Origin of the sequence: Pararhodobacter marinus, from assembly GCF_003122215.1 — a bacterium.
Lineage (GTDB): Bacteria > Pseudomonadota > Alphaproteobacteria > Rhodobacterales > Rhodobacteraceae > Pararhodobacter > Pararhodobacter marinus.
In genome coordinates this window covers 1-24,295 of sequence record NZ_QEYD01000011.1, presented here as the reverse complement: position 1 = coordinate 24,295, position 24,295 = coordinate 1, and the positions used below count along the sequence as shown (strand labels likewise).

General features: G+C 67.0%; 22 protein-coding genes and 1 pseudogene. 14 read left to right on the top strand and 9 right to left on the bottom strand.

Annotation, left to right across the window (positions count from 1 at the left end):
- Positions 1 to 12: 12 nt before the first annotated feature.
- The 3 genes from C4N9_RS16770 to C4N9_RS16760 are packed head-to-tail and all read left to right on the top strand — an operon-like array spanning position 13 to position 3,910.
- A complete protein-coding gene (locus tag C4N9_RS16770; RefSeq protein WP_109534507.1) occupies positions 13 to 1,224 on the top strand; it encodes an acetyl-CoA C-acetyltransferase in 1,212 nt (403 codons plus the stop codon).
- The gene (locus tag C4N9_RS16765) at positions 1,224 to 1,718 is read left to right on the top strand and encodes a cupin domain-containing protein (protein WP_109534506.1); all 495 of its coding nucleotides are present in this window, start codon (positions 1,224 to 1,226) and stop codon (positions 1,716 to 1,718) included. The genes C4N9_RS16770 and C4N9_RS16765 overlap by 1 nt, the downstream gene beginning before the upstream one ends.
- The gene (locus tag C4N9_RS16760) at positions 1,715 to 3,910 is read left to right on the top strand and encodes a 3-hydroxyacyl-CoA dehydrogenase NAD-binding domain-containing protein (protein WP_109534505.1); all 2,196 of its coding nucleotides are present in this window, start codon (positions 1,715 to 1,717) and stop codon (positions 3,908 to 3,910) included. The genes C4N9_RS16765 and C4N9_RS16760 overlap by 4 nt, the downstream gene beginning before the upstream one ends.
- Positions 3,911 to 3,988: 78 nt before the next feature.
- Here C4N9_RS16760 and C4N9_RS16755 read toward each other — a convergent pair whose 3' ends face one another.
- Positions 3,989 to 4,636, bottom strand: coding sequence for a Hint domain-containing protein (locus C4N9_RS16755; protein WP_168192270.1), 648 nt, complete (start codon positions 4,634 to 4,636; stop codon positions 3,989 to 3,991).
- Positions 4,637 to 4,839: 203 nt separating this feature from the next.
- Here C4N9_RS16755 and C4N9_RS16750 point away from each other — a divergent pair, with 203 nt between their 5' ends.
- From C4N9_RS16750 to C4N9_RS16740, 3 genes are all read left to right on the top strand, one after another.
- On the top strand, positions 4,840 to 6,462 hold the full coding sequence (locus tag C4N9_RS16750; RefSeq protein WP_109534503.1) for an AMP-binding protein: 1,623 nt from the start codon (positions 4,840 to 4,842) through the stop codon (positions 6,460 to 6,462).
- A 96-nt stretch (positions 6,463 to 6,558) separates the two neighbouring features.
- Positions 6,559 to 7,581, top strand: a complete 1,023-nt coding sequence (locus C4N9_RS16745) for a hypothetical protein (protein ID WP_109534502.1) — start codon at positions 6,559 to 6,561, stop codon at positions 7,579 to 7,581.
- Positions 7,582 to 7,756: 175 nt separating this feature from the next.
- Entirely contained in the window at positions 7,757 to 8,185 is a 429-nt protein-coding gene (locus C4N9_RS16740) for a PACE efflux transporter (protein WP_109534501.1), read from the top strand.
- Between the two features lie 30 nt (positions 8,186 to 8,215).
- On the opposite strand, the gene C4N9_RS16735 is transcribed toward C4N9_RS16740, so the two are convergent.
- The 7 genes from C4N9_RS16735 to C4N9_RS16705 form a co-directional block, all read right to left on the bottom strand.
- Positions 8,216 to 9,253, bottom strand: a complete 1,038-nt coding sequence (locus C4N9_RS16735) for an SPOR domain-containing protein (RefSeq protein WP_109534500.1) — start codon at positions 9,251 to 9,253, stop codon at positions 8,216 to 8,218.
- Positions 9,254 to 9,384: 131 nt separating this feature from the next.
- Positions 9,385 to 10,032, bottom strand: coding sequence for a uracil phosphoribosyltransferase (upp, locus tag C4N9_RS16730; protein ID WP_281260140.1), 648 nt, complete (start codon positions 10,030 to 10,032; stop codon positions 9,385 to 9,387).
- A 28-nt stretch (positions 10,033 to 10,060) separates the two neighbouring features.
- Positions 10,061 to 11,317, bottom strand: a complete 1,257-nt coding sequence (locus C4N9_RS16725; RefSeq protein ID WP_109534498.1) for a hypothetical protein — start codon at positions 11,315 to 11,317, stop codon at positions 10,061 to 10,063.
- 73 nt (positions 11,318 to 11,390) lie between these two features.
- Positions 11,391 to 12,383: an adenosine deaminase gene (locus tag C4N9_RS16720; protein ID WP_109534497.1), complete on the bottom strand. Its 993-nt coding sequence runs from the start codon at positions 12,381 to 12,383 to the stop codon at positions 11,391 to 11,393.
- Entirely contained in the window at positions 12,380 to 13,606 is a 1,227-nt protein-coding gene (locus C4N9_RS16715; RefSeq protein WP_109534496.1) for a phosphopentomutase, read from the bottom strand. The genes C4N9_RS16720 and C4N9_RS16715 overlap by 4 nt, the downstream gene beginning before the upstream one ends.
- The gene (locus C4N9_RS16710) at positions 13,603 to 14,931 is read right to left on the bottom strand and encodes a thymidine phosphorylase (RefSeq protein WP_109534495.1); all 1,329 of its coding nucleotides are present in this window, start codon (positions 14,929 to 14,931) and stop codon (positions 13,603 to 13,605) included. Before C4N9_RS16710 ends, C4N9_RS16715 begins: the two co-directional genes overlap by 4 nt.
- On the bottom strand, positions 14,931 to 15,323 hold the full coding sequence (locus C4N9_RS16705; RefSeq protein ID WP_109534494.1) for a cytidine deaminase: 393 nt from the start codon (positions 15,321 to 15,323) through the stop codon (positions 14,931 to 14,933). The genes C4N9_RS16710 and C4N9_RS16705 overlap by 1 nt, the downstream gene beginning before the upstream one ends.
- A 545-nt stretch (positions 15,324 to 15,868) precedes the next feature.
- Here C4N9_RS16705 and C4N9_RS16695 point away from each other — a divergent pair.
- Positions 15,869 to 18,160: an NADP-dependent malic enzyme gene (locus tag C4N9_RS16695; protein WP_370223685.1), complete on the top strand. Its 2,292-nt coding sequence runs from the start codon at positions 15,869 to 15,871 to the stop codon at positions 18,158 to 18,160.
- Here C4N9_RS16695 and C4N9_RS21955 read toward each other — a convergent pair.
- Positions 18,151 to 18,303 carry a hypothetical protein gene (locus C4N9_RS21955; protein WP_168192269.1) on the bottom strand — a complete coding sequence of 51 codons (153 nt, stop codon included), beginning with the start codon at positions 18,301 to 18,303 and terminating at the stop codon, positions 18,151 to 18,153. The genes C4N9_RS16695 and C4N9_RS21955 overlap by 10 nt on opposite strands.
- Positions 18,304 to 18,382: 79 nt before the next feature.
- On the opposite strand from C4N9_RS21955, the gene prpE reads away from it, so the two are divergent.
- From prpE to C4N9_RS16660, 7 genes and pseudogenes are all read left to right on the top strand, one after another.
- Positions 18,383 to 20,275: a propionate-CoA ligase PrpE gene (prpE, locus tag C4N9_RS16690; RefSeq protein WP_109534491.1), complete on the top strand. Its 1,893-nt coding sequence runs from the start codon at positions 18,383 to 18,385 to the stop codon at positions 20,273 to 20,275.
- A 159-nt stretch (positions 20,276 to 20,434) separates the two neighbouring features.
- Complete coding sequence (locus C4N9_RS16685; RefSeq protein WP_109534490.1) at positions 20,435 to 20,842, top strand: Hpt domain-containing protein; 408 nt, start codon at positions 20,435 to 20,437, stop codon at positions 20,840 to 20,842.
- On the top strand, positions 20,842 to 22,233 hold the full coding sequence (locus C4N9_RS16680) for a sigma-54-dependent transcriptional regulator (protein ID WP_109534489.1): 1,392 nt from the start codon (positions 20,842 to 20,844) through the stop codon (positions 22,231 to 22,233). The genes C4N9_RS16685 and C4N9_RS16680 overlap by 1 nt, the downstream gene beginning before the upstream one ends.
- The gene (locus tag C4N9_RS16675; RefSeq protein ID WP_109534488.1) at positions 22,230 to 23,069 is read left to right on the top strand and encodes an SDR family NAD(P)-dependent oxidoreductase; all 840 of its coding nucleotides are present in this window, start codon (positions 22,230 to 22,232) and stop codon (positions 23,067 to 23,069) included. The genes C4N9_RS16680 and C4N9_RS16675 overlap by 4 nt, the downstream gene beginning before the upstream one ends.
- Before the next feature lie 73 nt (positions 23,070 to 23,142).
- Positions 23,143 to 23,346: a twin transmembrane helix small protein gene (locus C4N9_RS16670; protein WP_109534657.1), complete on the top strand. Its 204-nt coding sequence runs from the start codon at positions 23,143 to 23,145 to the stop codon at positions 23,344 to 23,346.
- Between the two features lie 40 nt (positions 23,347 to 23,386).
- Positions 23,387 to 23,959: a cob(I)yrinic acid a,c-diamide adenosyltransferase gene (locus tag C4N9_RS16665; protein WP_109534487.1), complete on the top strand. Its 573-nt coding sequence runs from the start codon at positions 23,387 to 23,389 to the stop codon at positions 23,957 to 23,959.
- 163 nt (positions 23,960 to 24,122) lie between these two features.
- Positions 24,123 to 24,295, top strand: a pseudogene (locus tag C4N9_RS16660) (electron transfer flavoprotein subunit beta/FixA family protein); the annotation flags it as partial.

The following is a 24,295-nucleotide window of genomic DNA, read 5'->3' as shown; positions in this document are numbered from 1 at the left end:
GGAGAGGATCTCATGACCGACGCCTATATCTATGACGCCGCGCGCACGGTGCGCGGCAAGGGTCGCAAGGACGGCGCCCTGCACGAGGTCACCGCCGCCCGGCTTTCGGCCATCGCGCTCAATGCGCTGAAAGATCGCAACGATCTGGACACAAGCGCGATCGAGGACGTGATCTGGGGCAATGTCACCCAGATCGGCGAGCAGGGCGCGTGTCTGGCCCGCACCGCCGTTCTGGCCTCGGAGTTCGACGAATCCGTGCCGGGCGTCAGCGTCAACCGGTTCTGCGCCTCGGGGCTGGAGGCCGTGAACATGGCCGCCAACCAGGTGCGCGGCGGGGCTGGCATGGCCTATGTCGCGGGCGGCGTGGAATGCATGAGCCGCGTGCCGATGGGCACCGATGGCGGCGCCATCGCCGTTGACCCGCAGATCGCCTTCGACAATTACTTCGTCCCGCAGGGGATCAGCGCCGATATCATCGCCACCAAATACGGCTTCACCCGTGACATGGCCGACGCGATGGCGGTGGAAAGCCAGAAGCGCGCCGCCAAGGCGTGGGAAGAGGGCCGGTTCGACAAGACCGTGGTGCCGGTCAAGGACATCAACGGCCTGACGATCCTTGATCGCGACGAATACATGCGGCCGGGCACCGACATGCAGAGCCTCGGCGCGTTGAAGCCCAGCTTCAAGGATATGGGCGAGGTGATGCCCGGCTTCGACAAGATCGCGCTGATGAAATACCCGGAACTCGAGCGGGTGAACCACATCCACCATGCCGGCAACTCGTCGGGCATCGTCGATGGCGCCGCCGCGATCCTGATCGGCAACAAGGAATTCGGCGAGAAATACGGCCTGAAGCCCCGCGCGCGCATCCGCGCCACGGCGAAGATCGGCACCGATCCGACCATCATGCTGACGGGTCCCGTTCCGGTCACGCAGAAGATCCTGCGCGAAAGCGGCATGGATATCTCGGATATCGACCTGTTCGAGGTGAACGAGGCTTTCGCCAGCGTGGTGCTGCGCTTCGAGCAGGCTTTCGGCGTCGATCACGACAAGGTCAACGTGAATGGCGGCTCGATCGCCATGGGTCACCCGCTGGGCGCGACGGGGGCGATCATCCTGGGCACGCTGCTGGACGAGCTGGAGCGCAGCGGCAAGGGCACGGGCCTCGCCACGCTGTGCATCGGTTCCGGCATGGGGGCTGCCACGATCATCGAGCGGGTGTGATGCCGAAGATCGACATCGACAGCGCGCCGCTGAAGACGGGTTCGGTCTATCCCGAGCCCTATAACGGCCAGATGGCCGGTCGCTCGTCGCACCGGCTGGGACAGGCGGCGGGGCTCTCGCAGTTCGGGGTGAACATCGTTTACCTTGAACCGGGCGCCGTGGCCTCGTTGCGCCACTGGCATCTGCGCGAGGACGAATTCGCCATGGTGCTGACGGGCGAGCTGATCCTGTCCGAGGATACGGGCGAGACGGTCATGCGGCCGGGCGATTGCGCGGCGTGGAAGGCGGGCGAGCCGGTGGGGCATCGCTTCGTCAACCGCTCGGACGCGCGGGCGTCGTTTCTGGTGGTGGGCTCGAAAGCCGATGCCGAGATCGCGACCTATACCGAGGTCGACATGAAACTCCACATGCAGGGCGGTGACGCCCGCTTCACCTATCACGACGGCAGCGTCTGGGCCGGGCCCCGCGATCTGCCGAAGGGAGACAAGCAATGACCGAATTCCATTACGATGTGGACAGCGACGGCGTCGCCGTCATCACCTGGGACGTGCCCGGGAAGTCGATGAACGTGATGTCCTTCGAGGGGCTTCAGGAACTCGACGCCGCCATCGACAAGGCCCATTCCGACGCGGCGGTGAAGGGGATCGTCATCACCTCGGGCAAGGCCGATTTCGCCGGGGGCATGGATCTGAACGTGCTGGCCGACATGCGCAACAATGCGGGCGACAACCCGGCGCAGGGTCTGTTTGACGGGATCATGTCGATGCATGCCCTGCTGCGGAAAATCGAACTGGCGGGCATGGACCGCAAGACGCAGAAAGGCGGCAAGCCCACCGCCGCCGCCCTGCCCGGCACGGCGATGGGGATCGGCCTGGAACTGCCGCTGGCCACCCACCGGATCTTTGCCGCCGACAACCCTAAGGCGCAGATCGGCCTGCCCGAGATCAAGGTCGGCATCTTCCCCGGCGCCGGTGGCACCACGCGGTTGTCATGGAAGCTGGGCGCGATGGCCGCCGCGCCGCTGCTTCTGGAAGGCAAGGCCAACACCCCCGAAAAGGCCCGGAAAGCGGGCGTCATCGATGAGGTCGTGCCGGCGGACGAATTGCTGGCAAAGGCCAAGGCCTGGGTGCTGGGCGCCAAGGACGCGGACCTGGTGAAGCCCTGGGATACCAAGGGCTACAAGATCCCCGGCGGCGCGCCCTATTCGGCGCCGGGTTTCCCCACCTTTGTCGGCGCGTCGGTGATGGTGCATGCGCAGACCTGGGGCGCCTTCCCGGCGGCCAAGGCGCTGCTCTCGGCGGTGTATGAGGGGATGCAGGTGCCCTTCGACACCGCGCTGAAGATCGAGGCGCGGCATTTCGTCAGCGTGTTGATGAACCCCTCGTCCAGCGCGATGATCCGCTCGCTCTTTGTCAACAAGGGCGCGCTGGAAAAAGGCGCGAACCGGCCTGACGTCCCGGACGAGAAGGTGTCCAAGGTTGGCGTTCTGGGCGCGGGCATGATGGGCGCGGGCATCGCCTATGTCTCGGCGAAGGCCGGCATCGAGGTGGTGCTGCTCGATTCGGCGCTCGAATCGGCGGAGAAGGGCAAGGCCTATTCCGCCGGAATCCTCGACAAGGCGATCAAGCGGGGGCAGTCGACCGAAGAGAAGAAACAGGCGCTTCTGTCGAAGATCAGGACGACCACGGATTACGCCGATCTGGAAGGCTGCGACCTGATCGTCGAAGCCGTGTTCGAAGATCCCAAGGTCAAGGCCGATGTCACCGCAAAGGCCGAAGCCGTGATCCCGGAAACGGCGATCTTTGCCTCGAACACCTCGACCCTGCCGATCACCTCGCTGGCGACGGCCTCGAAGCGGCCCGAGCAGTTCATCGGCATCCACTTCTTCTCGCCCGTCGACAAGATGCTGCTGGTCGAGATCATCAAGGGCGCCAAGACCGGCGAACGGGCGGTGGCCAAGGCGCTGGACTACGTGCGCCAGATCCGCAAGACGCCGATCGTGGTGAACGACGCGCGCTTCTTTTACGCCAACCGCTGCATCATCCCCTATATCAACGAGGGGATGCGGCTGGCGGCCGAGGGCACGCCGATGCCGATGGTCGATCATGCCGCGCGGCTTCTGGGCTTCCCGGTCGGGCCGCTGCAACTGGTCGATGAGACCTCGCTCGATCTGGGCAAGAAGATCGCCGTGGCGACCAAGGCGGCGATGGGCAACGATTATCCCGACGACGCCGTGGACGAGGTGGTGTTCTGGATGGTCGACGAGGGGCGCCTGGGCCGCAAATCCAAGGCCGGGTTCTTCGAGTATGACGAGGCCGGCAAGCGCGGCGCCTATTGGCAGGGCTTCAACGAAAAGTTCCCCGCCAAGGAAGGCGCCGAGCTGGACGAGGTGCAGAACCGGCTGATGATGGCGCAGGTTCTGGAAGCCGTCCGCGCGCTGGAAGAGGGCGTGCTGGAAGACATCCGCGAGGGCGATGTGGGTGCGATCCTGGGCTGGGGCTTCGCGCCGTGGTCGGGCGGCCCGTTCGGCTGGCTGGACATCATCGGCGCCGACAAAGCGGTCGAGATCTGCGACCGGCTGGAAGGCAAGTTCGGCGCGCGGTTCCGGTGCCCGCAGCTTCTGCGCGACATGGCGGCGAAGGGGCAGACCTTCTACGGCAAGAACCGGGTTCAGGTCGCGGCCTGATCCGCGGACGGTGAGAAATGAAAACGCCCGCCCCTGAAAGGGGGCGGGCGTTGGCCTGTCCGACGGGCGGAAAGCGGGTCAGCCGCGCGGATAGGGCGGCGCGTCCATCGCGACGATGAGCTGTCGGCCCTGCGCCTCGGACAGGCGCGGATACCCGGCGGCGGCACCCTCCCCGCCGCATTGCGCCAGCAGCGTGCCGTCGACATAGATCACCTCGGCCCCGTCGAATACCAGCGTGACGATGGAAATCTCGTGGTCCGGCTCGACCGGCGCGATGCCGTTGTGGCCGTCCAGAACGGCAGCCGGGACAAGCGTGAACGCATCGCCGAACAGGGCCTCGGCGGCGTCCGATTCGATCAGCACCGCCTGACCGGGCAGCACCCGCAGCGCCGACCGGTTGCCCAGCGCCCCCGCCGGCAGCGACAGGGGCCAGACCGAGCGCGGCGCGCCGGCGATATCGGTATGCAGGCTGGACACATGCACCGCCCTCAGCGGGCGCATCCCGTTGTCGAAGGTCGCAACGCGGTCGCCCGCGCGCAGCTCTTCCACCGGCAGCCAGCCCATATCGGTCGCCACCCGCGTCCCCGCAATCAGCCCGCCCGCCAGCGCCAGGCCGTCGTCACAGGCGACCGTGTCCCGCGCCATGGAAACGCCCGCGCGGGCGTTGTGCGCCAGGGGCGGCTGGCGATTGGCGGTGCTCTTGCGGTCGATGAGATGCTTCGGCATGTCCGATCCCTCCCTGATGAAGCGGGGATGCTTCCTGCGCTCATTCAATCCTCCGGCGATGGCAAATGCGCGGACCAATTGCGTCATAATTCAGGCATTTCAGCCCGCCCCCGCGCCGCGCCCTTCACATCGCAGCCCCTTCCCCAGCGCCCGACTTGTCGCCAATATGGCCCGCAGGGAGCGTCAGCGAGGGAGTGCGACGAATGGGATGGTTGGCCGATGAATCCGGGCTGGAGAAATGCGCCGCGAATTATGTGCCGCTGACGCCTCTGTCGCATCTCAACCGCGCCGCCGACCTGTTCGCCACGCGTGAGGCGCTGGTCTACGGGACCGAGCGCTGGACCTATGCGCAATATCATCAGCGGGTGACGAAGCTGGCCTCGGGCCTGGCGAAGCTGGGGGTCGAGCCCGGCCATGTCGTGGCCGTCCTTCTGCCCAACGTTCCCGCCCATGCCGAGGCCCATTTCGGCGTGCCCGTCGCGGGCGCGATCCTCAATTCGATCAACACGCGGCTCGATCTGGATACGGTCGCCTATATCCTCGAGCATGGCGGCGCCAAGGTGGCGATCGTCGACAGCGCGCTGGTGGAACTGGTCGAGCGGGCCTGCATCGTCATCGGCGGCGGCCCGAAGATCGTCGAGGTGCCGGACCCTCAGGCAGGCGTCGCGCCCAGCGGGCGGCACTTGGTCTATGAGGACCTGATCGCCTCGGGCGACGATGCGTTCGCGTGGATCATGCCGCAGGACGAATGGGAATCGCTGGCGCTGAACTATACCTCGGGCACCACCGGGCGGCCCAAGGGCGTCGTCTATCACCATCGCGGCGCCTATCTGTCCACGATGTCCCAGCCGATCAGCTGGCGCATGACGCTTTACCCGCGTTACCTGACCATCGTGCCGATGTTCCATTGCAACGCGTGGTGCCATCCGTGGATGATCCCTGCCCTGGGGGGTGCGATCATCTGCCTGCGCGAGATCACCGCCCGGGGCATCTATCAGGCCATCGCCGACGAGGGCGCCACCCATTTCGGCGGTGCGCCCATCGTGCTGAACACCATCATCGGCGCAAAGGATGACGAGCGGCGGCCCTTCGATCACGTCGTCGAGGTCTTCACCGCCGGTGCCCCGCCCCCCGCCGCGACGCTGGCCGCGATCGAGCCGCTGGGTTTCAACGTCACGCAGGTCTATGGCCTGACCGAGACCTACGGCCCCGCCACGGAATGCACATGGCACGAAGGGTTCGACGCCCTGCCGCAGGATCAGCGATCCGCGGTCAAGGCGCGCACCGGGGTCAAGATGCCGTTCATGGAGGACATCACCGTTCTGGACGAGGCGATGACTCCGGTCGCGCGCGACGGCGCGGCCCTGGGCGAGATCATGCATCGCGGCAACGGCGTGATGAAGGGCTATTTCCGCAATCCCGAAGCCACGCGCGAAGCGTTCAAGGGCGGCTATTTCCGTTCCGGCGACATCGCCTTCATGCACGAGGACGGCTATATCAAGATCGCCGACCGCTCGAAGGACATCATCATCTCGGGCGGCGAGAATGTCAGTTCGGTCGAGGTCGAGGGCGCGCTGGCCCATCACCCCGCCGTGTCGCTCTGCGCCGTGGTGGCCAAGCCCGACGACAAATGGGGCGAGGTGCCCTGCGCCTTCGTCGAGCTGAAAGCGGGCGCCGAGGCGACCGAGGCCGAGCTCATCGCCTTTTGCCGCGAGCGTCTGGCCGGGTTCAAGACACCCAAGCGGGTGATCTTTCACGACCTGCCCAAGACATCGACCGGGAAGATCCAGAAATTCGAGCTTCGCGCGCTGGCCAGAACGATGTAACGGGGACCGTCCCGGACAGCCACTGGCGCCAATCCCCGCGCTCGGTTAGACTGGCTGCGACCCGATTTCATAAAAACCACGGGCGGTAGTTGAGGCATGACGGCGCTTGAGAAATACGCGCGGCTCGAAGGAGCGGGCGTCTGGCGGGCGGGGCCTGAGGCCCAGCGCCGCGATGTCGTCGTGTCCTTGGGCAATGCCAGCCTTGTCATCGCCGACGGCAAGAGCGGCGCGCCGCTCAGCCACTGGTCCCTGCCGGCGGTTCAACGTCTGACGCGGGGCCAGAAACCCGCGATCTTTGCCCCTCTCAGCGACGATACCGGCGAAACGCTGGAACTGGACGATCCGCTGCTGATCGAAGCCCTGGACACGATCCGCGCTGCGCTCAGCCCGCGCCGGGGTTTCGCGCGGCTGCGCATGGCGGTGGCGGCTCTGGCCGTACTGGCGGTGCTGATCGGGCTGATGATGCTGCCGCGCGTGCTGGTCACGCGCACCGCCGCCATCGTGCCCCCCGCCGCCCGCGCGCAGATCGGGCGCGACGCCATCGACGCGATGCTGGAAAGCGCGGCGGGCGAAAGGATCTGCGCCGATCCCGAGGGACGGCAGGCGATGGCGACCTTGCGCAATCTCGTGCTGGGGCCGGATTGGCGGGTGATGGTGATCGCGGGCCTGCCCGGGGCGCAGGCGGCGCATCTGCCCGGACGGCTGATCGTGCTGGGCGAAGAGCTGATCACCCGGCTCGACAGTGCCGAGGCGCTGGCCGGCTGGATCCTTGCCGAAGCGCAGGACGCCCGCGCGCGCGACCCGCTGCTCGACGTGTTGCACCATGCCGGGACCGGCGCGACCGCGGGGCTGCTGACCACCGGCGCCCTGCCCGACGACGCGCTGCGCGGCTATGCCCGCGCACGCCTGACGCAGGCCCCGGCGCGCCCCGACCCCGCCGCCATCGCCCAGTGGTTCCGCACCGAGGCGCTGTCGCCGCTGCCCTATGCCGCGTCACTGCCCGCCGAGCGGCAGGACATCGCGCAGGCGCTCAACGCCGGCGAGCCGGGCTCGCTGCGCGACGCCCCGCTGCTGAGCGACGGCGAATGGCTGCAGCTTCAGGCGATCTGCACCCAGTAAGCCGGCCCCGGCTTCAGCCGCGCCCCGTGAAAGGGTTGAAAAAGCGACGCGCCGGTGGCATATGCCCGGGCGTGAGGACGACCTCCCCTGACGGACGCCCGGCTGCGTAGCAGCCTGACGGGCCGCCGAAGGACCAGATGGCCGGGACGACCCGGCGGCTAATCCCGAGGTTGCCATGCGCTCTCCGCTCGACCGACTCCGCCATGCGCTCAGTTTCGAAATCATCGCCCTTGTGGTGATGATCCCGTTGGGCGCGCTCGCCTTCGGCATGCCGATGCACGATATCGGCGTCGTGGGCATCGTCGCCGCCACGCTCGCGACGCTGTGGAACATGCTCTACAACCTGCTTTTCGACCATGCCTTGCAGCGGCTGCGGGGCACAACGCTGAAGACGGGACCGGTGCGTGTGCTGCATGCCGTGCTGTTCGAGATCGGGCTGCTGATCGCGCTGATGCCCTTCATCGCGTGGTATCTGGGCATCTCGCTGTGGCACGCGCTGGTGATGGACGTGTCCTTCGCGCTTTTCTACATGCTGTATGCGCTGGTCTTCAACTGGGCCTATGACCGGCTGTTTCCGCTGCCCGAATGGCAGGCCGCGCGCTGACGCGGCCTGTCCCGGGATCGCCGGCGTGGCTTATCGGATGAACGCGTCCGAATAGCCCATCGCGCGCGCGTGCTGCAAAGCCGCGTGCAGCTGCCCCGGCGAGCTGAACGGCCCGGCCAGCACGATCTGGTATTCCGACCCGCCCGACACCGCGCGCCCCAGCGCCACCGGGAACCCGCTCGAGCGCAAATGGCCGATGGCAAGCTGCGCGTTCGAGGTCGTGCCATAGGTGCCGACCTGCACATATTGCCCCGCCGTCATCCGCCCGCCGGATGCCGGCTGCGCGGCGGCGGCCTGCGCATGAGCGGGCCGCGCGGGTGCCGCCACAGGCTCGGGCGCCGAAGGACGCGGGACGTAGCCGGTCGGGTTGGTGGCGATCTGGCCGTGCAGATAGGCGTCCTGCCAGCGTGAATCGCGGTCGCGGCCCATGACATGCCCGTAACCCGGGGCGCCCCGGCGCGGGTTCAGCCCGTCCCATGCCGCCCAGTCGCTGCGATAGCGCCGGCCCTGCACCGCGGTGTCCGAGGGCACCACCATGGGCGCGGTGATGCGGGGCACGGGCGCGGCGGCGGCCCGTGCCGCGGCGCGCGAACGCGACGCGGCGGGATAGCTGGGCGTCTGGCTGGGCGGGGTCTCCATCACGCTGGTCGCGGTGCGCACCCGCACGCGCGAGGTCGTGCCCTCGGGCGCGGCGACGGTCACGGGCGGCGGCGCGGGCGCAAGGGGAGCCGCCTGCGCCGGCGCAGCAGAGGCCGTGGTTCCGCCCTCGGGCGCCTGGGCGGCATCGGCAAGAGGCGCCGGGCCGCCATTGGTGGGCGCATAACCGCACATCGGCTGGCGGTTCGCGTCGAAGCGCGGCACCCAGCTGACGCTGCCGTTGAAGCCCGCGCGCACGAAGACGCAGCCATTGGAATCGATGTATTGCGAGGCGCCGTAATCGGCCGGGGGAAGCTCTGCCGGGACGCGCCCGGACTGCGCCCCGGCGCTGCCCGGCACACCCAGCAGGACGGCACAGGCCAGCACCGCGAACACCGAAAGTCCCGCCGTCGAAACCGCTCTGGCAACCATCTGTGACCCCCTGTTACCGCGCGCCAAGGATGCCCCGGTGATTCGCCCGAGTAAAGGGACAAGCGGCGCACCCGCGCGCATCACTTGTGGACAAACCGCAACAGTTTGGGACGGGTTCCGAAGCCGGCCCCTTATTTGGTGCCGAACATCCGGTCTCCGGCATCGCCCAGCCCCGGCACGATATAGCCGTGGTCGTTCAGCTTTTCATCCAGCGCGGCGGTGACGATGCGGACATCGGGATGCGCCTCTTTCATCCGCTGCACCCCCTCGGGCGCGGCCAGCAGGCACATGAAGACGATATGCCTGGCGCCCGCCTTTTTCAGCATGTCGACCGCCGCGGCCGAGGAATTGCCCGTGGCCAGCATCGGGTCGACCACCACGGTCCAGCGCTCTTCCAGTTCCGAGGGCAGCTTGCAGTAATATTCGACCGGCTGCAGCGTTTCCGGGTCGCGGTAGAGCCCCACGAAGCCCACCCGCGCCGCCGGGATCAGTTCCAGCACCCCGTCCAGCAGACCATTCCCCGCCCGCAGGATCGACACCAGCGCCATTTTCCGGCCCTGCAGCATCGGCGCGTCCATCTCGCAGATCGGCGTGTCGATCTTGACGTTGACGGTCGGCAGCTCGCGCGTGGCTTCGTAGGCCAACAGCATCGAGATCTCGCGCAGAAGCTGGCGGAACTTCGAGGTCGAGGTCGACTTGTCGCGCATGATCGACAGCTTGTGCTGCACCAGCGGATGGGTGACGACCGTGAGGTGGGGAATGGTGGCGTTGTCGGACAAGGGTCTCTCCGCGTAATTTCTCGTGTCTCTATCGTCCGGCATTCCGCGGCTCAAGAGCCGGGTCCGGTCGCTGGCGGGCCACGAGAGCCTTCGGCTTATCGTCGCTCGACTGACGCTGAAGCGATGCGATCTTTGCGTCAAGCTGTTGCCCGCCTCCGAACACGTCGCGCAGGGTCTGAAAACAAAAAAGAGCCGCCTCGGAATCGCCCAGACGGTCGAGCCGATGCGCCTCACGCCGCCAGGCGTCCGCTCCCAGTCGCTCGGCCTGCTCGCGCAGGAAGGCGCAGCTTGCGGCGTGGTAAAAACCCCAGACCGGCTTGTCATCGGCCAGAAGCAGATCAAGCCCGTCCTCTGCAAACCCGTGTGTCAGGAGCGCGTGTCCCAGGCTCCGACGTCTGGCAGGCGTATCGGCAAGCGGCAGGATCTGCGCAGCGAAATCCGGGCCGGGCGCGTCATGGAAAGCGGCGACAAGCGACCGGAATTCCAGCGTCCTCACCAGCGTAGCGGCGCCGACTTCGGTCAGCAGCGCCGCCCTGTCTTTTGTCGTTCCGGTGACAAAGCGGTGCTCCCACCCCTGTTGCAGCACACCATTCAGGGCGTCGAGTGTGCAAGCCGCAGACCCGTGGTCGCGGAGCTCGTGCGCAATGTCACGCACCAGATCGCCAATCCCGGCTACCCTATTGACGATCCGGGCCGGATGGTGCCAGCCGCCGCGCACCTCGACCCCTTTGATCCGGGTCCGCTCGACGATGGTCGCGACATGGTGCGCGTCCTGGGGCTGCGCCGGATCGAACAGCGCGACACCCTGCACATCCCGGCACAGGCCCGCGCGGATGTGGTCGCGACGGAAAACAGGGACGCTGTCGGGCCAGCGAGTATCACCGATGCCGGCCATGTAGCTCGGCTCGAGTGAAGCCTGTGGCGCGACCGCCAGCACGTAATCGGCGCCGATCAGGGGGCCAAAAGACACCGATGCGTGCCCGCCCATACTGATCCCATAGCTTATTACGACGCTCTGGCTGGTGCAAAAATGCCGTATCGCGTCGGTGATCTCGTCAATTTCAGGGCCCTGAAACCAGTCGTTGCAGCGGGTATCGATGGTGATGCTGTTCAGCCCGCGCCGTGTCGCAAAATCTGCCGCTTGGATACCAGGAAAAGGTGACGGAACCGTAGCCGAACGGAGATAGATCAGCGGCGGCCAATAAACGACGGTGAGGTCGCTCGGCTCGACCGGACGCTTAAGGACGGCGCGGAACCGCGCGTTCTCACAAAGGATTTCCACCACAGCGCGTCCGTTCCCAGCACCAAACGACCAAGAAAACCGGGCGGAGAAGACCAAGGCACCGGCACGCTGATCGTCACCTCGTGAGGCGGTCGAGAAGCGATCGTTTCGTTGCTTCGTCGCAGAATGCCGCCTTCAGGGCGTCGGCGTTGATAGACCGGAAATCCGCCTCTGTCCAGCCGAAGGTCCGCGCGAGCGTCTCGTATTCCTGCACCAGGGTGGTGCGGAAAAAGGGCGGATCGTCGGTCGACAGGGTGATCTTTACCTCGCGTTCGCGCAGGCGGTCGACGGGATGGTCGCGGAAGCTGGGATAGACGCCCAGGAACACGTTCGAGCCGGGGCAGACTTCCAGCACGATGCCGTCCTCGGCCAGCCGGTCGACCAGCGCCAGGTCATCGATCGCCTGCACGCCGTGGCCGATCCGCTCGGGCCGCAGATGGTCGAGCGCATCGCGGACCGATTGCGCGCCGCCCCATTCGCCGGCATGGGCGGTCAGCCGCAGCCCGGCTTCACGCGCGCAATCGAAGGCCCAGGCGAAATCCTTGGGGTGGTGCATCTTCTCATCGCCCGCGATGCCGAAGCCGGTGATGAAATCCCCCTTGGTCTCGGCCGCGCACAGGGCGATGGGGCGGGCTTTCTCGGGGCCGAAATGGCGGATGCAGGTCACGACGCCCTTCAGCGTGATGCCCATCGTGTTCTGCGCCTGCTCGGCGGCTTCCTCGATCGCGTGCAGGTATTCCCGCCAAGCCCCCAGATCGCCGCCGCCGCAGAAATCGGGCGAGACGAAGGTTTCGGCATAGATCACGCCGTCCTCGGCCCTGTCTTCCAGCACGGCCAGCACCAGGCGGCGAAAGTCCTCAGGCGATTGCAGGGTCGAGGTCGCGGCCTCGTAGACTTCGAGGAAATGCCAGAAGTCGCGGTAATCGTAGCCACCGTCCTCGGCGAAGATCCCCGAGATATCGAGGCCCTTCTCTTTCGCCAGCCCGCGAATGAAGGCGGGCGACGCCGCGCCTTCCAGATGCAGGTGCAACTCGACCTTGGGCAGGGCGGGGTCGATCAACTCGCTCACGGGAAACTCCCTTGCAGAAAGGACTGGCCGGGGCCGGTTTCGGACAGGCCCAGATGGGTGGCGACCGAGGCCGCGATATCGGTGAAGGCGCACAGCCCGATCTCGCCCGCGCCCGCGCCATGCACCAGCACGGGCACGCGTTCGCGGGTGTGATCGGTGCCGCGCCATGTCGGATCGTTACCGTGGTCTGCGGTGAAGAGGGCGATGTCGCCGGGACCGAGCTTGTCGAGAAACGCGGCGGCCTGCGCGTCGAAGCTTTCCAGCGCGCGGGCATAGCCCGACACGTCGCGCGGATGGCCGTAGAGGCTGTCGAACTCGACAAGGTTCACGAAGGTGAGCGAGCCGTCCTCGGCCTCGTCCGCCAGCCGCAGCATGTGATCGACCAGATCCGCGTCGCTCTTGCCCTTGTGCAGATGGCTCACGCCGCGATGGCTGAAAATGTCGCCGATCTTGCCCACCGCATGAACCACGCGTCCATCCGCCTGCGCCCAGTCCATCAGCGCGGGTTCGGGCGGCGCGATGGCATAGTCGCGGCGGTCGCCGGTGCGCTTGAAGGCGCCGGGCGTACCGATGAAGGGCCGCGCGATGACACGCCCCACCTTGCGGGCATGCAGGAACGGCGCGAGGTCTTCGCAAAGCCTGAGCAGCCGCTCGAGCCCGAACGCCTCTTCATGCGCGGCGATCTGGAACACGCTGTCGGCCGAGGTGTAGCAGATGGGCCAGCCGGTGCGCAGATGCTCTTCGCCCAGCCGCTGCATGATCGGGATGCCCGAGGCGTGGCAATTGCCCAGGATCCCCTCGGTGCCGGCCAGCTCGCAAACCTTGGCCACCAGTTCATCATCGAAGGCAGGCTCGGTTTTCGGGAAGTAGGTCCAGTCCCACGGCACCGGCACGCCGGCCAGCTCCCAATGCCCCGAGGGGGTGTCCTTGCCGCGCGAAACTTCGGTCGCGGCGCCCCAGCGGCCCTGCGGCGCGGCGCCCAGGCCCGGCGCGTCCAGCCCCGAGGCCAGCGCTACCGCCCGCCCCAGCCCCAGCGCGTCGAGCGTCGGCACCTGCAGCGGGCCGCTGCGCCCGTCCTCGGCGCGTCCTTCAGCACAAGCCTGCGCGATATGGCCCAGCGTGTTGGCGCCGGTATCGGGCGCGCCCGCATTGAAGAACTGCTCCGCGTCGGGCGCGCCGCCGCAGCCCACGGAATCCAGCACGATCAGGAAGGCCCGGGTCATGTCACATGCTCCTGCACCAGCGCCGCCGCGGCGGGCGCGTCGCCCAGCCGGTAGGCGGCCTGAAGCGCGGCGATGGCGGCCTCGGCGCCGGCCTTGTCGGCCGCATGAACGCGGGCAATCGGCGCACCGGGCCCGACCCTGTCGCCGGGCGCGGCCAGCGCGGTGAACCCCACGCGCGGATCGACCCTGTCGCCGCCCTTGAGCCTTCCGCCGCCCAGATGCACCACCGCCGTGCCCACCGCGCGGGTGTCGATGGCAGCGACCGTGCCCGTGCCGCGCGCGGGCACGTCGCGGATTACCGGCGCCTTCGGCAAATGCCGGTCATAGGCGGCAAGGAAATCGGCCGGTCCGCCCTGTGCCGTGACCATCTCGCCGAACCGCTCGGCCGCGCGCCCGTCCTCCAGGACCGCGCGGATCTTCGCCGCGCCCTCGTCGCGATTGCGCGCCAGCCGCGCCAGCACCAGCGCCTCGCCGCCCAGCGCGCAGGTCAGGTCCACCAGACGGGGCGTGGCCGCGCGGCCGGTCAGGGTGTCCATCACCTCGGCCACTTCGACCGCGTTGCCGGCGGTCAGGCCCAGCGGGCGGTCCATGTCGGTGATCAGCGCCGTGGTGCGGCACCCGGCCCCGTTCGCGGTATCGACCAGCGACCGCGCCAGCGCGCGGGCCTGTTCGGCATCGGGCAGAAAGGCGCCCGAGCCGACCTTGACGTCCAGAACCAGCGCGCCCAGCCCGGCGGCCAGCTTCTTCGACAGGATCGACGCGGTGATCAGATCGAGGCTCTCGACCGTGCCCGTCACGTCGCGGATCGCGTAAAGCCGCTTGTCGGCGGGCGCCAGACGGTCCGAGGCGCTGACGATGGCGCAGCGGGTCTCGTGCATGAGCGCGCGCAGCCGCGGTTCGCTGACATCGACGGTAAAGCCGGGGATCGCCTCCAGCTTGTCGAGCGTGCCGCCGGTATGGCCCAGCCCGCGCCCCGAAACCATCGGCACATAGGCGCCACAACAGGCCAGAGCCGGGGCCAGCAGCAGGCTGATGGAATCGCCCACGCCGCCGGTCGAATGCTTGTCCACCACCGGGCCGGGCAAATCCCAGCGCAACACGTCGCCGGTATCGCGCATCGCCCGCGTCAGCGCGACGCGGCTTTCTTCGGACAGGCCGCGCAACAGAACCGCCATGGCAAAGGCGCCGGCCTGCGCATCCGTCACGCGGCCGCTTGCCAGCCCCTTCGCGAACCACGCCAGATGGCCGGGTTCCGCCCGTCCATCGCGCACCGCCTCGATGACCGAGCGGGCATCCGGGCGGGCGTCTGGCGCCCCGGCCTCCATCAGGCGCGGTCCATATGCGACTTGGCGAAGGCGCCGGGCAGCAGCGCCTCCATCGTCATCGTCAGCGAGCGCCCGTCGAGCGTCAGCATCGTCACCGTCACATCCGGCCCCGCAAATTCGCGCAGTTTCTGACGGCAACCGCCACAGGGCGGGGTCGGATCGCAGGAATCGGCGACCACCACGACCTCGGCGATCTCGGTGTCGCCGCCCGCCACCATGGCCGCGATCGCGCCCGCTTCGGCGCAGGTACCCTGCGGATAGGCGACATTCTCGACATTGCAGCCGGAATAGACATTCCCCGAGACCGCCCGGATCGCCGCGCCCACCTTGAAGCGGGAATAGGGAACATAAGCCATCTTCTGGACGGCGATGGCTGCCTCGGAAAGGGACATGGCGGGGCCTGTGCTGAATTGACCAATTGATCCAGCTTTGCGCAGCGCGCGGGGCGATGCAAGGGCTGCCGGATCCGCCCCGGCGTCACCCTGCCAGAGCGCCGCGAGCCGGTTCGCAGGCGGCGTCCGCGCTGTCACCGGTTTGACCGACGCAACAGTCGCAACCAACGCAACCGCGCGCGCGATTGCGACAATCGTGGTATCTACGGGCTTCGAATCCGGAAAGACCGAACCGATGGAACCCAGAACCCGCGCCACGTCCAGATCCGGCACCCTGTCCGCGCCATTCCGGCGGGCCGTCAGGCTGCACCGGACGGAACGCGGAGGACGATTCGGCGGCGCCGTGGCCGAAGGAAACCTCGGGGCGGGGATTCGGGCGCGGGGCCGGACCGGAGGGGTGGAGACGATGATCCCGGCCCTGCTGGCATGGGCTCAATCCGGGCGGGAGGCCCTGTCCGCCCCTTTAAAATGCAGGCTTCCGCCGATCAGGATTGGCGGCGCGATGAAAGTGGTTTAATACTGAACAAAATTTCGAGGAGGGGTCGATGAGCACTCAGATGGACGACGAAGCGAAACAGACTCTCCGCTCGGCGGCGCTGTTCTACCATGAGCATCCGAAGCCCGGGAAACTGGAAATCCGCGCCACCAAGCCCCTGGCCAATGGCCGCGACCTGAGCCGCGCCTATTCCCCGGGCGTGGCCGAGGCCTGCCTTGAAATCAAGGCCGATCCCGCCAATGCCGCACGCTATACCAGCCGCGGCAACCTTGTCGCGGTGGTGTCGAACGGCACCGCCGTGCTGGGGCTGGGCAATATCGGCGCGCTGGCCTCGAAGCCGGTGATGGAGGGCAAGGCGGTGCTCTTCAAGAAATTTGCCAATATCGACTGTTTCGACATCGAGCTGGATCAGCCCGACCCCGAGAAGCTGGCCGAGATCGTCTGCGCGCTGGAGCCGACCTTTGGCGCGATCAACCTTGAAGACATCAAGGCGCCCGATTGCTTCATCGTCGAACGGATCTGCCGCGAACGGATGGGCATTCCCGTCTTTCACGACGACCAGCACGGCACCGCCATCGTCGTCGGCGCCGCCGCGACCAACGCGCTGCACATCACCAAGCGTAAATTCGAGGACATCAAGGTCGTGTCCACGGGGGGCGGCGCGGCGGGAATCGCCTGCCTGAACATGCTGCTGAAGCTGGGCGTGCGGCGCGAAAACATCTGGCTGTGCGACATCCACGGGCTGGTCTACGAGGGCCGCGCCGAGGATATGAACCCCGAGAAAGCCGCCTTCGCGCAGGCCACGGACCTGCGCACGCTGGGCGAGGTGATCGACGGCGCCGACCTGTTCCTGGGCCTGTCGGGCCCCGGCGTTCTGACCCCCGACATGGTCGCGCGCATGGCGCCCGAACCCATCGTCTTCGCGCTGGCCAATCCCACGCCCGAGATCATGCCCGACGCGGTTCAGGCGGTGTCACCCGGCGCGATCGTCGCCACCGGCCGGTCCGATTACCCCAACCAGGTCAATAACGTGCTGTGCTTCCCGTTCATCTTCCGCGGGGCGCTGGACGTGGGCGCGACGCAGATCAACGACGAGATGGAAGTGGCCTGCGTTGAAGGCATCGCGCGGCTTGCGCGTGCCACCACCTCGGCTGAAACGGCGGCCGCCTATCAGGGCGAGACACTGACCTTCGGACGCGACTACCTGATCCCCAAGCCCTTCGATCCGCGCCTGATGGGTGTGGTGGCAAGCTCGGTCGCGCGCGCGGCGATGGAAACGGGTGTGGCCATGCGCCCGCTCGACGATCTGGATGCCTACAAGAGCAGCCTCGATCATTCGGTGTTCCGCTCGGCCATGCTGATGCGTCCGGTTTTCCAATCGGCCCGTGCCGCCTCGCGTCGGCTGGTCTTTGCCGAGGGCGAGGACGAGCGCGTTTTGCGCGCGGCGCAAGCGGTGCTGGAGGAAACCACCGAGGTGCCGATCCTGATCGGCCGCCCCGAAGTGATCGAACGCCGGCTGGAGCGCTACGGCCTGCCGATCAAGCCGGGCCGCGATTTCGAGGTGGTGAACCCCGAAAACGACCCGCGCTACCGCGATTACTGGGAGACCTATCACGGCCTGATGGCGCGGCGCGGAGTCACCCCCGACACCGCCCGAGCGATCCTGCGCACCAACACCACCGCGATCGGCGCGATCATGGTCCATCGGGGCGAGGCCGACAGCCTGATCTGCGGCGCCTTCGGTCAGTATCTGTGGCACCTCAACTATGTGCGGCAGGTTCTGGCCCGCGACGGGTTGCGCCCGGTCGGCGCGCTGAGCCTGATGATCATGGATGAAGGCCCGCTCTTTATCGCCGATACGCAGGTCAACCACGAACCGACGCCGCAGCAGGTGGCCGAGACGGTGATCGGCGCCGCCCGCCATGCCCGCCGCTTCGGCGTGGTGCCGAAAGTGGCGCTGTGCTCGCATTCGCAATTCGGCACACTGGATACCGAAAGCGGGCGGCGGATGCGGGGCGCGATGGAGATCCTCGACCAGATGGGGGTCGATTTCGAATACGAGGGCGAGATGCATGTCGATGCCGCCCTCCTGCCCGAGGTCCGCGCGCGCCTGATGCCGGAATCGCGGCTGGACGGGGCGGCGAATATCCTCGTCTTCGGCTCGACCGACGCGGCGAGCGCGGTGCGCAACATCCTCAAGACCCGCTCGGACGCACTGGAAGTGGGGCCGATCCTGATGGGGATGGGCAACCGCGCGCATATCGTCACCCCGTCGATCACCGCGCGCGGGCTGCTGAACGTGGCAGCCATCGCCGGAACCCCGGTTTCGCATTACAGCTGAGTCGCGATGGCCCGGGCTGCAAAGAACGGGGGCGGCGGATTTGCAAATCCGTCGCCCTCGGCACAGGAGCCGTCAAATTCCTGATATTTTGCAAAGATTTGCTGCGACGACACGCCGCATTCTGCAAATTTCTGCGCCTGCATCCTTCTTGTCCGCCGGTAACACAGTTGCGCGGCGGGCCTTGCGCGGCGTAACTGACGCTAAGGACGAGGAGGAGGACCCATGAGCTACGCAGACGTGTATCGCCGCTCGATCGACGACCCCGAAGGCTTCTGGATGGAACAGGCGCAGGCCATCGACTGGGTCGCGCCGCCTTCGAAGGCCCTTTTCGGCGATAACGCGCCTTTGTACGAATGGTTCAAGGACGCCCGGGTCAATACCTGCTGGAACGCCGTCGATCGCCATGTCGAGGCCGGGCGCGGCGATCAGCTGGCGATCATCCATGACAGCCCGATCACACATTCGACCAAGGGCATCACCTATCGCGAATTGCGCGACCGGGTGGCCAGCCTTGCGGGCGCGCTGCGGGCAAAGGGCGTGGAAAAGGGCGACCGCGTCATCATCTACATGCCGATGATCCCCGAAGCGCTGGAAGCGATGCTGGCCTGTGCCCGGCTGGGCGCGGTGCATTCGGTCGTGTTCGGCGGCTTCGCGGCGCATGAGCTGGCCGTACGGATCGACGATTGCCAGCCCAAGGCGATCATCGCCGCCTCGTGCGGGCTCGAACCCGGGCGGGTGGTGCATTACAAGCCGCTGCTTGACGGCGCGATCGAGGCGGCGCGCCACAAGCCCGACTTCACCGTCATCTTCCAGCGCGAGCAGGAAGTGGCGAAGCTGACCGAAGGCCGCGACGTCGCGTGGCATACGTTCCAATACGGCGTCGAACCGGCGGAATGTGTGCCGGTCTCGGGCGATCACCCGGCCTATATCCTTTATACCTCGGGCACGACCGGGCAGCCCAAAGGCGTCGTTCGCCCGACGGCGGGCCATCTGGTGGCGCTGAACTGGTCGATGAAGGGCCTCTACAATGTCGAGGCCGGCGACGTGTTCTGGGCGGCCTCGGATGTGGGCTGGGTCGTGGGGCATTCCTATATCTGCTACGGCCCGCTGATCGCCGGCTGCACCACCATCGTCTTCGAGGGCAAGCCCGTCGGCACCCCCGATGCGGGCACTTTCTGGCGCGTGATCCAGAACCACAAGGTGAAGAGCTTCTTCACCGCGCCGACCGCCTTGCGGGCCATCAAGCGCGAGGATCCGAATGGCGAGTTCCTGAAGGATTACAACCTGAAGAACCTCCAGACCCTGTATCTGGCCGGCGAGCGGGCCGATCCGGCGACGGTGGAATGGGCGCAGGAAAAGCTGGGCGTGCCGGTGGTCGACCATTGGTGGCAGACCGAAACCGGCTGGGCCATTGCGGGCAACCCGATGGGGATCGAGCCGCTGCCGGTCAAGGTGGGCTCGCCCACCGTGGCGATGCCGGGCTACGACGTGCAGGTGCTCGACGAGGGCGGCCACCCCCTGCCCCGCGGCGAGCTGGGTGCCATCGCCATCAAGCTGCCCTTGCCGCCCGGAACGCTGCCGACGCTGTGGAATGCCGAGGCGCGGTTCCGCAAATCCTATCTCGACCATTTCCCCGGCTATTACGAAACCGGCGACGCGGGCTATGTCGATGCGGATGGTTACATCTACATCATGGCGCGCACCGATGACGTGATCAACGTCGCGGGCCACCGACTGTCGACCGGCGCGATGGAAGAGGTGCTGGCCGCGCATCCCGATGTCGGCGAATGCGCTGTGATCGGAGTGAGCGACCCGCTGAAGGGTCAGTTGCCGATGGGCTTCCTGTGTCTCAACAAGGGGTCGAACCGCGCGGCCGAGGATGTTGTCCGCGATTGCGTGGCGCTGGTGCGCGACCAGATCGGGCCGGTCGCGGCGTTCAAACTGGCCTGCGTCGTGGACCGGCTGCCGAAGACGCGGTCGGGCAAGATCCTGCGGGCGACCATGGTCAAGATCGCCGATGGCGAGGATTTCAAGATGCCTGCGACCATCGACGACCCGGCGATTCTGGATGAGATCGCCGAGGCGCTGAAAGCGGTCGGTTACCCGAAACGCTGAAATTACGCATGTTAACCGGCTTCTTCGAGCCCCGTCGGCCTGCCGGCGGGGCTCAATGCGGCTCGGAGGCCAATTCGCCTCTTGATTGTGTCAACGTTACGCCGCAATCTCATGCTCAGGTACGGAGTGTTCAGGTTTTGACCGTGAATAAACAACAGCATGGATGACATTTACAGGATGGGCGTGCCCAGACCATCGACACCGGCGATGGACCTCGAAGTCCTTGAAAGCCTGTTCTCGATGGGCGGGGACGAGTTGCGCGCCGAGCTGTGCGCGCAGCTGATCACCGACTTCAAGCGCATCGCCGCCGAGCTCGACTCGGAAGAAGGCAGCAAGATTGCCCGCGCCGCGCACGAGCTGAAGGGGCTTGCCGCGACTGTCGGCGCGGCAAGGCTGGCGGACATGGCGCGCAGCGTGGATCAGGTCGCCGAGGGCATGGCCGCGCCCGCGCTGATCGTCGTCACGCGCCCCCTGCGCAGCGAGATCGACACCGTGCTCTACCACCTGAAACAGGCCGCGACGGGCGGTCCCGACGCGCGCGCGCCAGGCAAGACGCCCGAGGCCTGATGCCCAGATCCAATTCCGACACGCTGCTGCTGATCGAGGATACCCCGTCACTGCAGATGATCTACAAGGCTGCGCTCGCCCGCGCCGGCTATGACGTGGAATGCTACGGCACCGGCGCCGACGGGCTGTCGGCCTTCCGGCGGCTGCGGTCGTCCATTGTCCTGCTCGACCTGATGCTGCCCGACCGGGCGGGGCTGGACGTCATGCACGACATCCTGCGCGACGAGCCGCAGACCTGCGTGATCGTCATCACCGCCAACGGGTCGATCAACAAGGCGGTCGAGATGATGCGCGCCGGGGCGCATGAATTCCTGGTCAAGCCCTTCGACGATCAGCGCCTGATCGGCGCCATCGAGAACGCGCGCAAATCGCTGCGACACCGACCTGCGATTTCGCTGGTCGATCTTGACGCGCAGGTCCTGCCGCCCTTCATCGGCCGCTCGCAGCCGATGCTCAACGTCTATGACAAGATCCGCTCGGTCGCGCGCTCGATGGCGACGGTTTTCGTGACCGGCGAAAGCGGCACCGGCAAGGAATTGTGCGCCGAGGCCGTGCACCAGACCTCGGCGCGCGCCTCGGGGCCGTTCGTCGCGCTCAATTGCGGCGCGATCCCGGTCGATCTGCTGGAATCCGAGGTGTTCGGCCATCTGCGCGGCAGCTTCACGGGGGCGATCAACGACAAGATCGGTGCCGCCGCCGCCGCCGACGGGGGCACGCTGTTCCTGGACGAGGTCTGCGAGATGGACCTCAACCTGCAGACGAAGCTGCTGCGATTCCTGCAGACCTCGACCATCACGCCGGTCGGCGCGACGAAGCCGCGCAAGGTGAATGTGCGCATCATCTGCGCCACCAACCGCAACCCGCTGGAAGAGGTGCGACAGGGCCGCTTTCGCGAGGATCTGTATTACCGGCTGCATGTCGTGCCGATCCACCTGCCGCCGCTGCGCGACCGGGGCGACGACGTGAACGAAATCGCCGAACGGCTGGTCATCCAGATGGCGCGCGAGGAAGGGCAGTCCTTCTCGGGCCTGTCGCCGCGCGTGCGCGAGCTGTTCCGCACCCTGCCCTGGCCGGGCAATGTGCGCCAGCTCATCAACGTTTTGCGCAATGTCGTCGTGCTGAACGAAGGGCCGCTCGTCACCGTCGAGATGCTGCCGCCCGACCTGCTGGCCGACCGCCCGGTCCATGTCGATATCCCCGCCGAGCCGCAGGGGCTGGGCCTGCAATCGCTGCGCGGGCGCACGCTGGCGGAAATCGAACGCATGGTGATCGAGGACGCGCTGGAGCGGCACAACAATTCGGTGCCCAAGGCTGCGCGCGAGCTCGATGTGTCGGCCTCGACCATCTACCGCAAGCGCGATGCCTGGGAGAAGGCGGAAGGCCAGAAATGACCGCCGCAAGCCGGTCGATCCTGATCACGGGATGTTCCTCGGGGATCGGCCATGCCGCCGCGCATGACCTGCGCGCGCGGGGCTGGCGGGTCTTTGCCGCCTGCCGCCAGCAGGCCGATTGCGACCGCCTGCGCGCCGACGGGTTCGAGAGCCCGCGGATCGACTATACCGACGCGGACAGCATCGCCTCGGGCCTGTCCGAGGTGCTGCTGGCCACCGGCGGCACGCTGGACGCGCTTTACAACAACGGCGCCCACGCGATCCCCGGCGCGGTCGAGGACCTGCCCACCGACGCCCTGCGCGCAATCTTCGAGGCCAATGTCTTCGGCTGGCACGACCTGACACGCCGGGTGATCCCCGTCATGCGCGCGCAGGGCCATGGCCGGATCGTCAATTGCTCCAGCGTGCTGGGCTTCGTGCCCTATCGGTGGCGCGGGGCCTATGGCGCGTCGAAATACGCGCTCGAGGGGCTGACGCGGATCCTGGCGCTGGAAATGGCCGATACGCCGATCAAGGTCGTGCTGCTGCAGCCCGGCCCGATCGGCACGAAGATCCGCGTGAACTCGATCCCGCATTTCGAGCGTTTCATCGACTGGAAAAACAGCGCCCGCCGCGCGCAATACGAAACCGACCTGCTGAACCGGCTCTACCAGCCGCCGGCAAAGAAAGACCGCTGGGAACTGGGCCCCGGGGCCGTGTGCAAGGCGCTCAACCGCGCGCTCGACGACCCCGATCCGCGCCCGTCCTACAAGATCACCACGCTCACACGGGCGATGGGTTGGGCAATGCGCCTGTTGTCCGAGCGGCGGGTGGCACGGCTGCTGTCGCGGCTTTGACCCGCGACGCTTTGGGGGCTGGCATCATCGGCCGCAGGCGCTAAGTAGAAGGCCTAACCCGGAGGCCGCCATGCTGCTGAGAGACCCGCTGTTCATCGTCATCGCCCTTGTATCCCTGATCGTTCTGGGGATCCTGATGTTCGGCGTCGGCACCTTCGCCAAGGGCGGCGAATTCAACAAGCGCAACGCCAACAAGATCATGCGCTGGCGCATCGGCGCGCAGTTCGTGGCGGTGGTGCTGATCGTGCTCTTCGCCTGGCTCCGCTCGGGCGGCTGACCGTCCCCTTCCCCTCACCCGCTATTCTGGGAGCTCAACCATGGTCGTGCTCAACAAGATCTACACCCGCACCGGCGACAAGGGCGACACCGCGCTCGGCAATGGCAACCGCGTGGCCAAGGACGACCTGCGGGTCGAAGCCTATGGAACCGTTGACGAAACCAATGCCAGCGTCGGCATGGCCCGGCTCCACGCCACGGGCCAGATGGATGTCGCGTTGATGCGGATCTCGAACGACCTGTTCGATCTGGGCGCCGATCTGTGCCGCCCCGATCTCGACGGCGACGCGCAGGCCGAATACCCGCCGCTGCGGATGGTCGACGCGCAGGTCGAGCGGCTGGAATCCGAGATCGACGCGATGAACGCGGCCCTGCAACCCCTGCGCAGTTTCGTCCTGCCCGGCGGCTCGGCGCTGGCCGCGCATCTGCATCTGTGCCGCACCGTCAGCCGCCGCGCCGAACGGCTTGCCGTGGCTCTGGCCCGGCAGGGCGACGTGAACCCGGCGGCGGTGAAATACCTCAACCGGTTGTCGGACTGGTTCTTCGTCGCTTCCCGCGCGGCGAATGACAACGGCGCGGGCGACGTGCTGTGGGTGCCGGGGGCCAATCGCTGAGCGCGTTGCCGCTAACGCGGCGCCCGACGCGGCGTCGGCATGACTGAAGGTGTCGTTTTTTCCCTGTTTTCCGGTTCCCGGAGGGGCTAGGAAACAGGCAACATCCAAGTGCCCACAGGTCCAGTCGGCCCACGGGCAAAGAGACAAAGGGAGACAAACGCCCATGAAGGTTCTGGTGCCCGTGAAGCGGGTAATCGACTACAACGTGAAGGTCCGCGTTAAGGCGGACGGGTCGGGTGTTGACCTGGCGAATGTGAAGATGTCGATGAACCCGTTCGACGAGATCGCGGTCGAGGAAGCGATCCGCCTGAAGGAGAAGGGTGTCGCGAGCGAGAT

Excerpts from the sequence above, each read along its gene's own strand:
- C4N9_RS16770 (WP_109534507.1), top strand. The coding sequence starts at position 13 with ATGACCGACGCCTATATCTATGACGCCGCGCGCACGGTGCGCGGCAAG.
- C4N9_RS16765 (WP_109534506.1), top strand. The coding sequence starts at position 1,224 with ATGCCGAAGATCGACATCGACAGCGCGCCGCTGAAGACGGGTTCGGTC.
- C4N9_RS16760 (WP_109534505.1), top strand. The coding sequence starts at position 1,715 with ATGACCGAATTCCATTACGATGTGGACAGCGACGGCGTCGCCGTCATC.
- C4N9_RS16755 (WP_168192270.1), bottom strand. The coding sequence starts at position 4,636 with ATGCCGAAGCATCTCATCGACCGCAAGAGCACCGCCAATCGCCAGCCG.
- C4N9_RS16750 (WP_109534503.1), top strand. The coding sequence starts at position 4,840 with ATGGGATGGTTGGCCGATGAATCCGGGCTGGAGAAATGCGCCGCGAAT.
- C4N9_RS16745 (WP_109534502.1), top strand. The coding sequence starts at position 6,559 with ATGACGGCGCTTGAGAAATACGCGCGGCTCGAAGGAGCGGGCGTCTGG.
- C4N9_RS16740 (WP_109534501.1), top strand. The coding sequence starts at position 7,757 with ATGCGCTCTCCGCTCGACCGACTCCGCCATGCGCTCAGTTTCGAAATC.
- C4N9_RS16735 (WP_109534500.1), bottom strand. The coding sequence starts at position 9,253 with ATGGTTGCCAGAGCGGTTTCGACGGCGGGACTTTCGGTGTTCGCGGTG.
- C4N9_RS16715 (WP_109534496.1), bottom strand. The coding sequence starts at position 13,606 with ATGACCCGGGCCTTCCTGATCGTGCTGGATTCCGTGGGCTGCGGCGGC.
- C4N9_RS16710 (WP_109534495.1), bottom strand. The coding sequence starts at position 14,931 with ATGGAGGCCGGGGCGCCAGACGCCCGCCCGGATGCCCGCTCGGTCATC.
- C4N9_RS16705 (WP_109534494.1), bottom strand. The coding sequence starts at position 15,323 with ATGTCCCTTTCCGAGGCAGCCATCGCCGTCCAGAAGATGGCTTATGTT.
- C4N9_RS16695 (WP_370223685.1), top strand. The coding sequence starts at position 15,869 with ATGAGCACTCAGATGGACGACGAAGCGAAACAGACTCTCCGCTCGGCG.
- C4N9_RS21955 (WP_168192269.1), bottom strand. The coding sequence starts at position 18,303 with ATGCAGGCGCAGAAATTTGCAGAATGCGGCGTGTCGTCGCAGCAAATC.
- prpE (WP_109534491.1), top strand. The coding sequence starts at position 18,383 with ATGAGCTACGCAGACGTGTATCGCCGCTCGATCGACGACCCCGAAGGC.
- C4N9_RS16685 (WP_109534490.1), top strand. The coding sequence starts at position 20,435 with ATGGATGACATTTACAGGATGGGCGTGCCCAGACCATCGACACCGGCG.
- C4N9_RS16680 (WP_109534489.1), top strand. The coding sequence starts at position 20,842 with ATGCCCAGATCCAATTCCGACACGCTGCTGCTGATCGAGGATACCCCG.
- C4N9_RS16675 (WP_109534488.1), top strand. The coding sequence starts at position 22,230 with ATGACCGCCGCAAGCCGGTCGATCCTGATCACGGGATGTTCCTCGGGG.
- C4N9_RS16665 (WP_109534487.1), top strand. The coding sequence starts at position 23,387 with ATGGTCGTGCTCAACAAGATCTACACCCGCACCGGCGACAAGGGCGAC.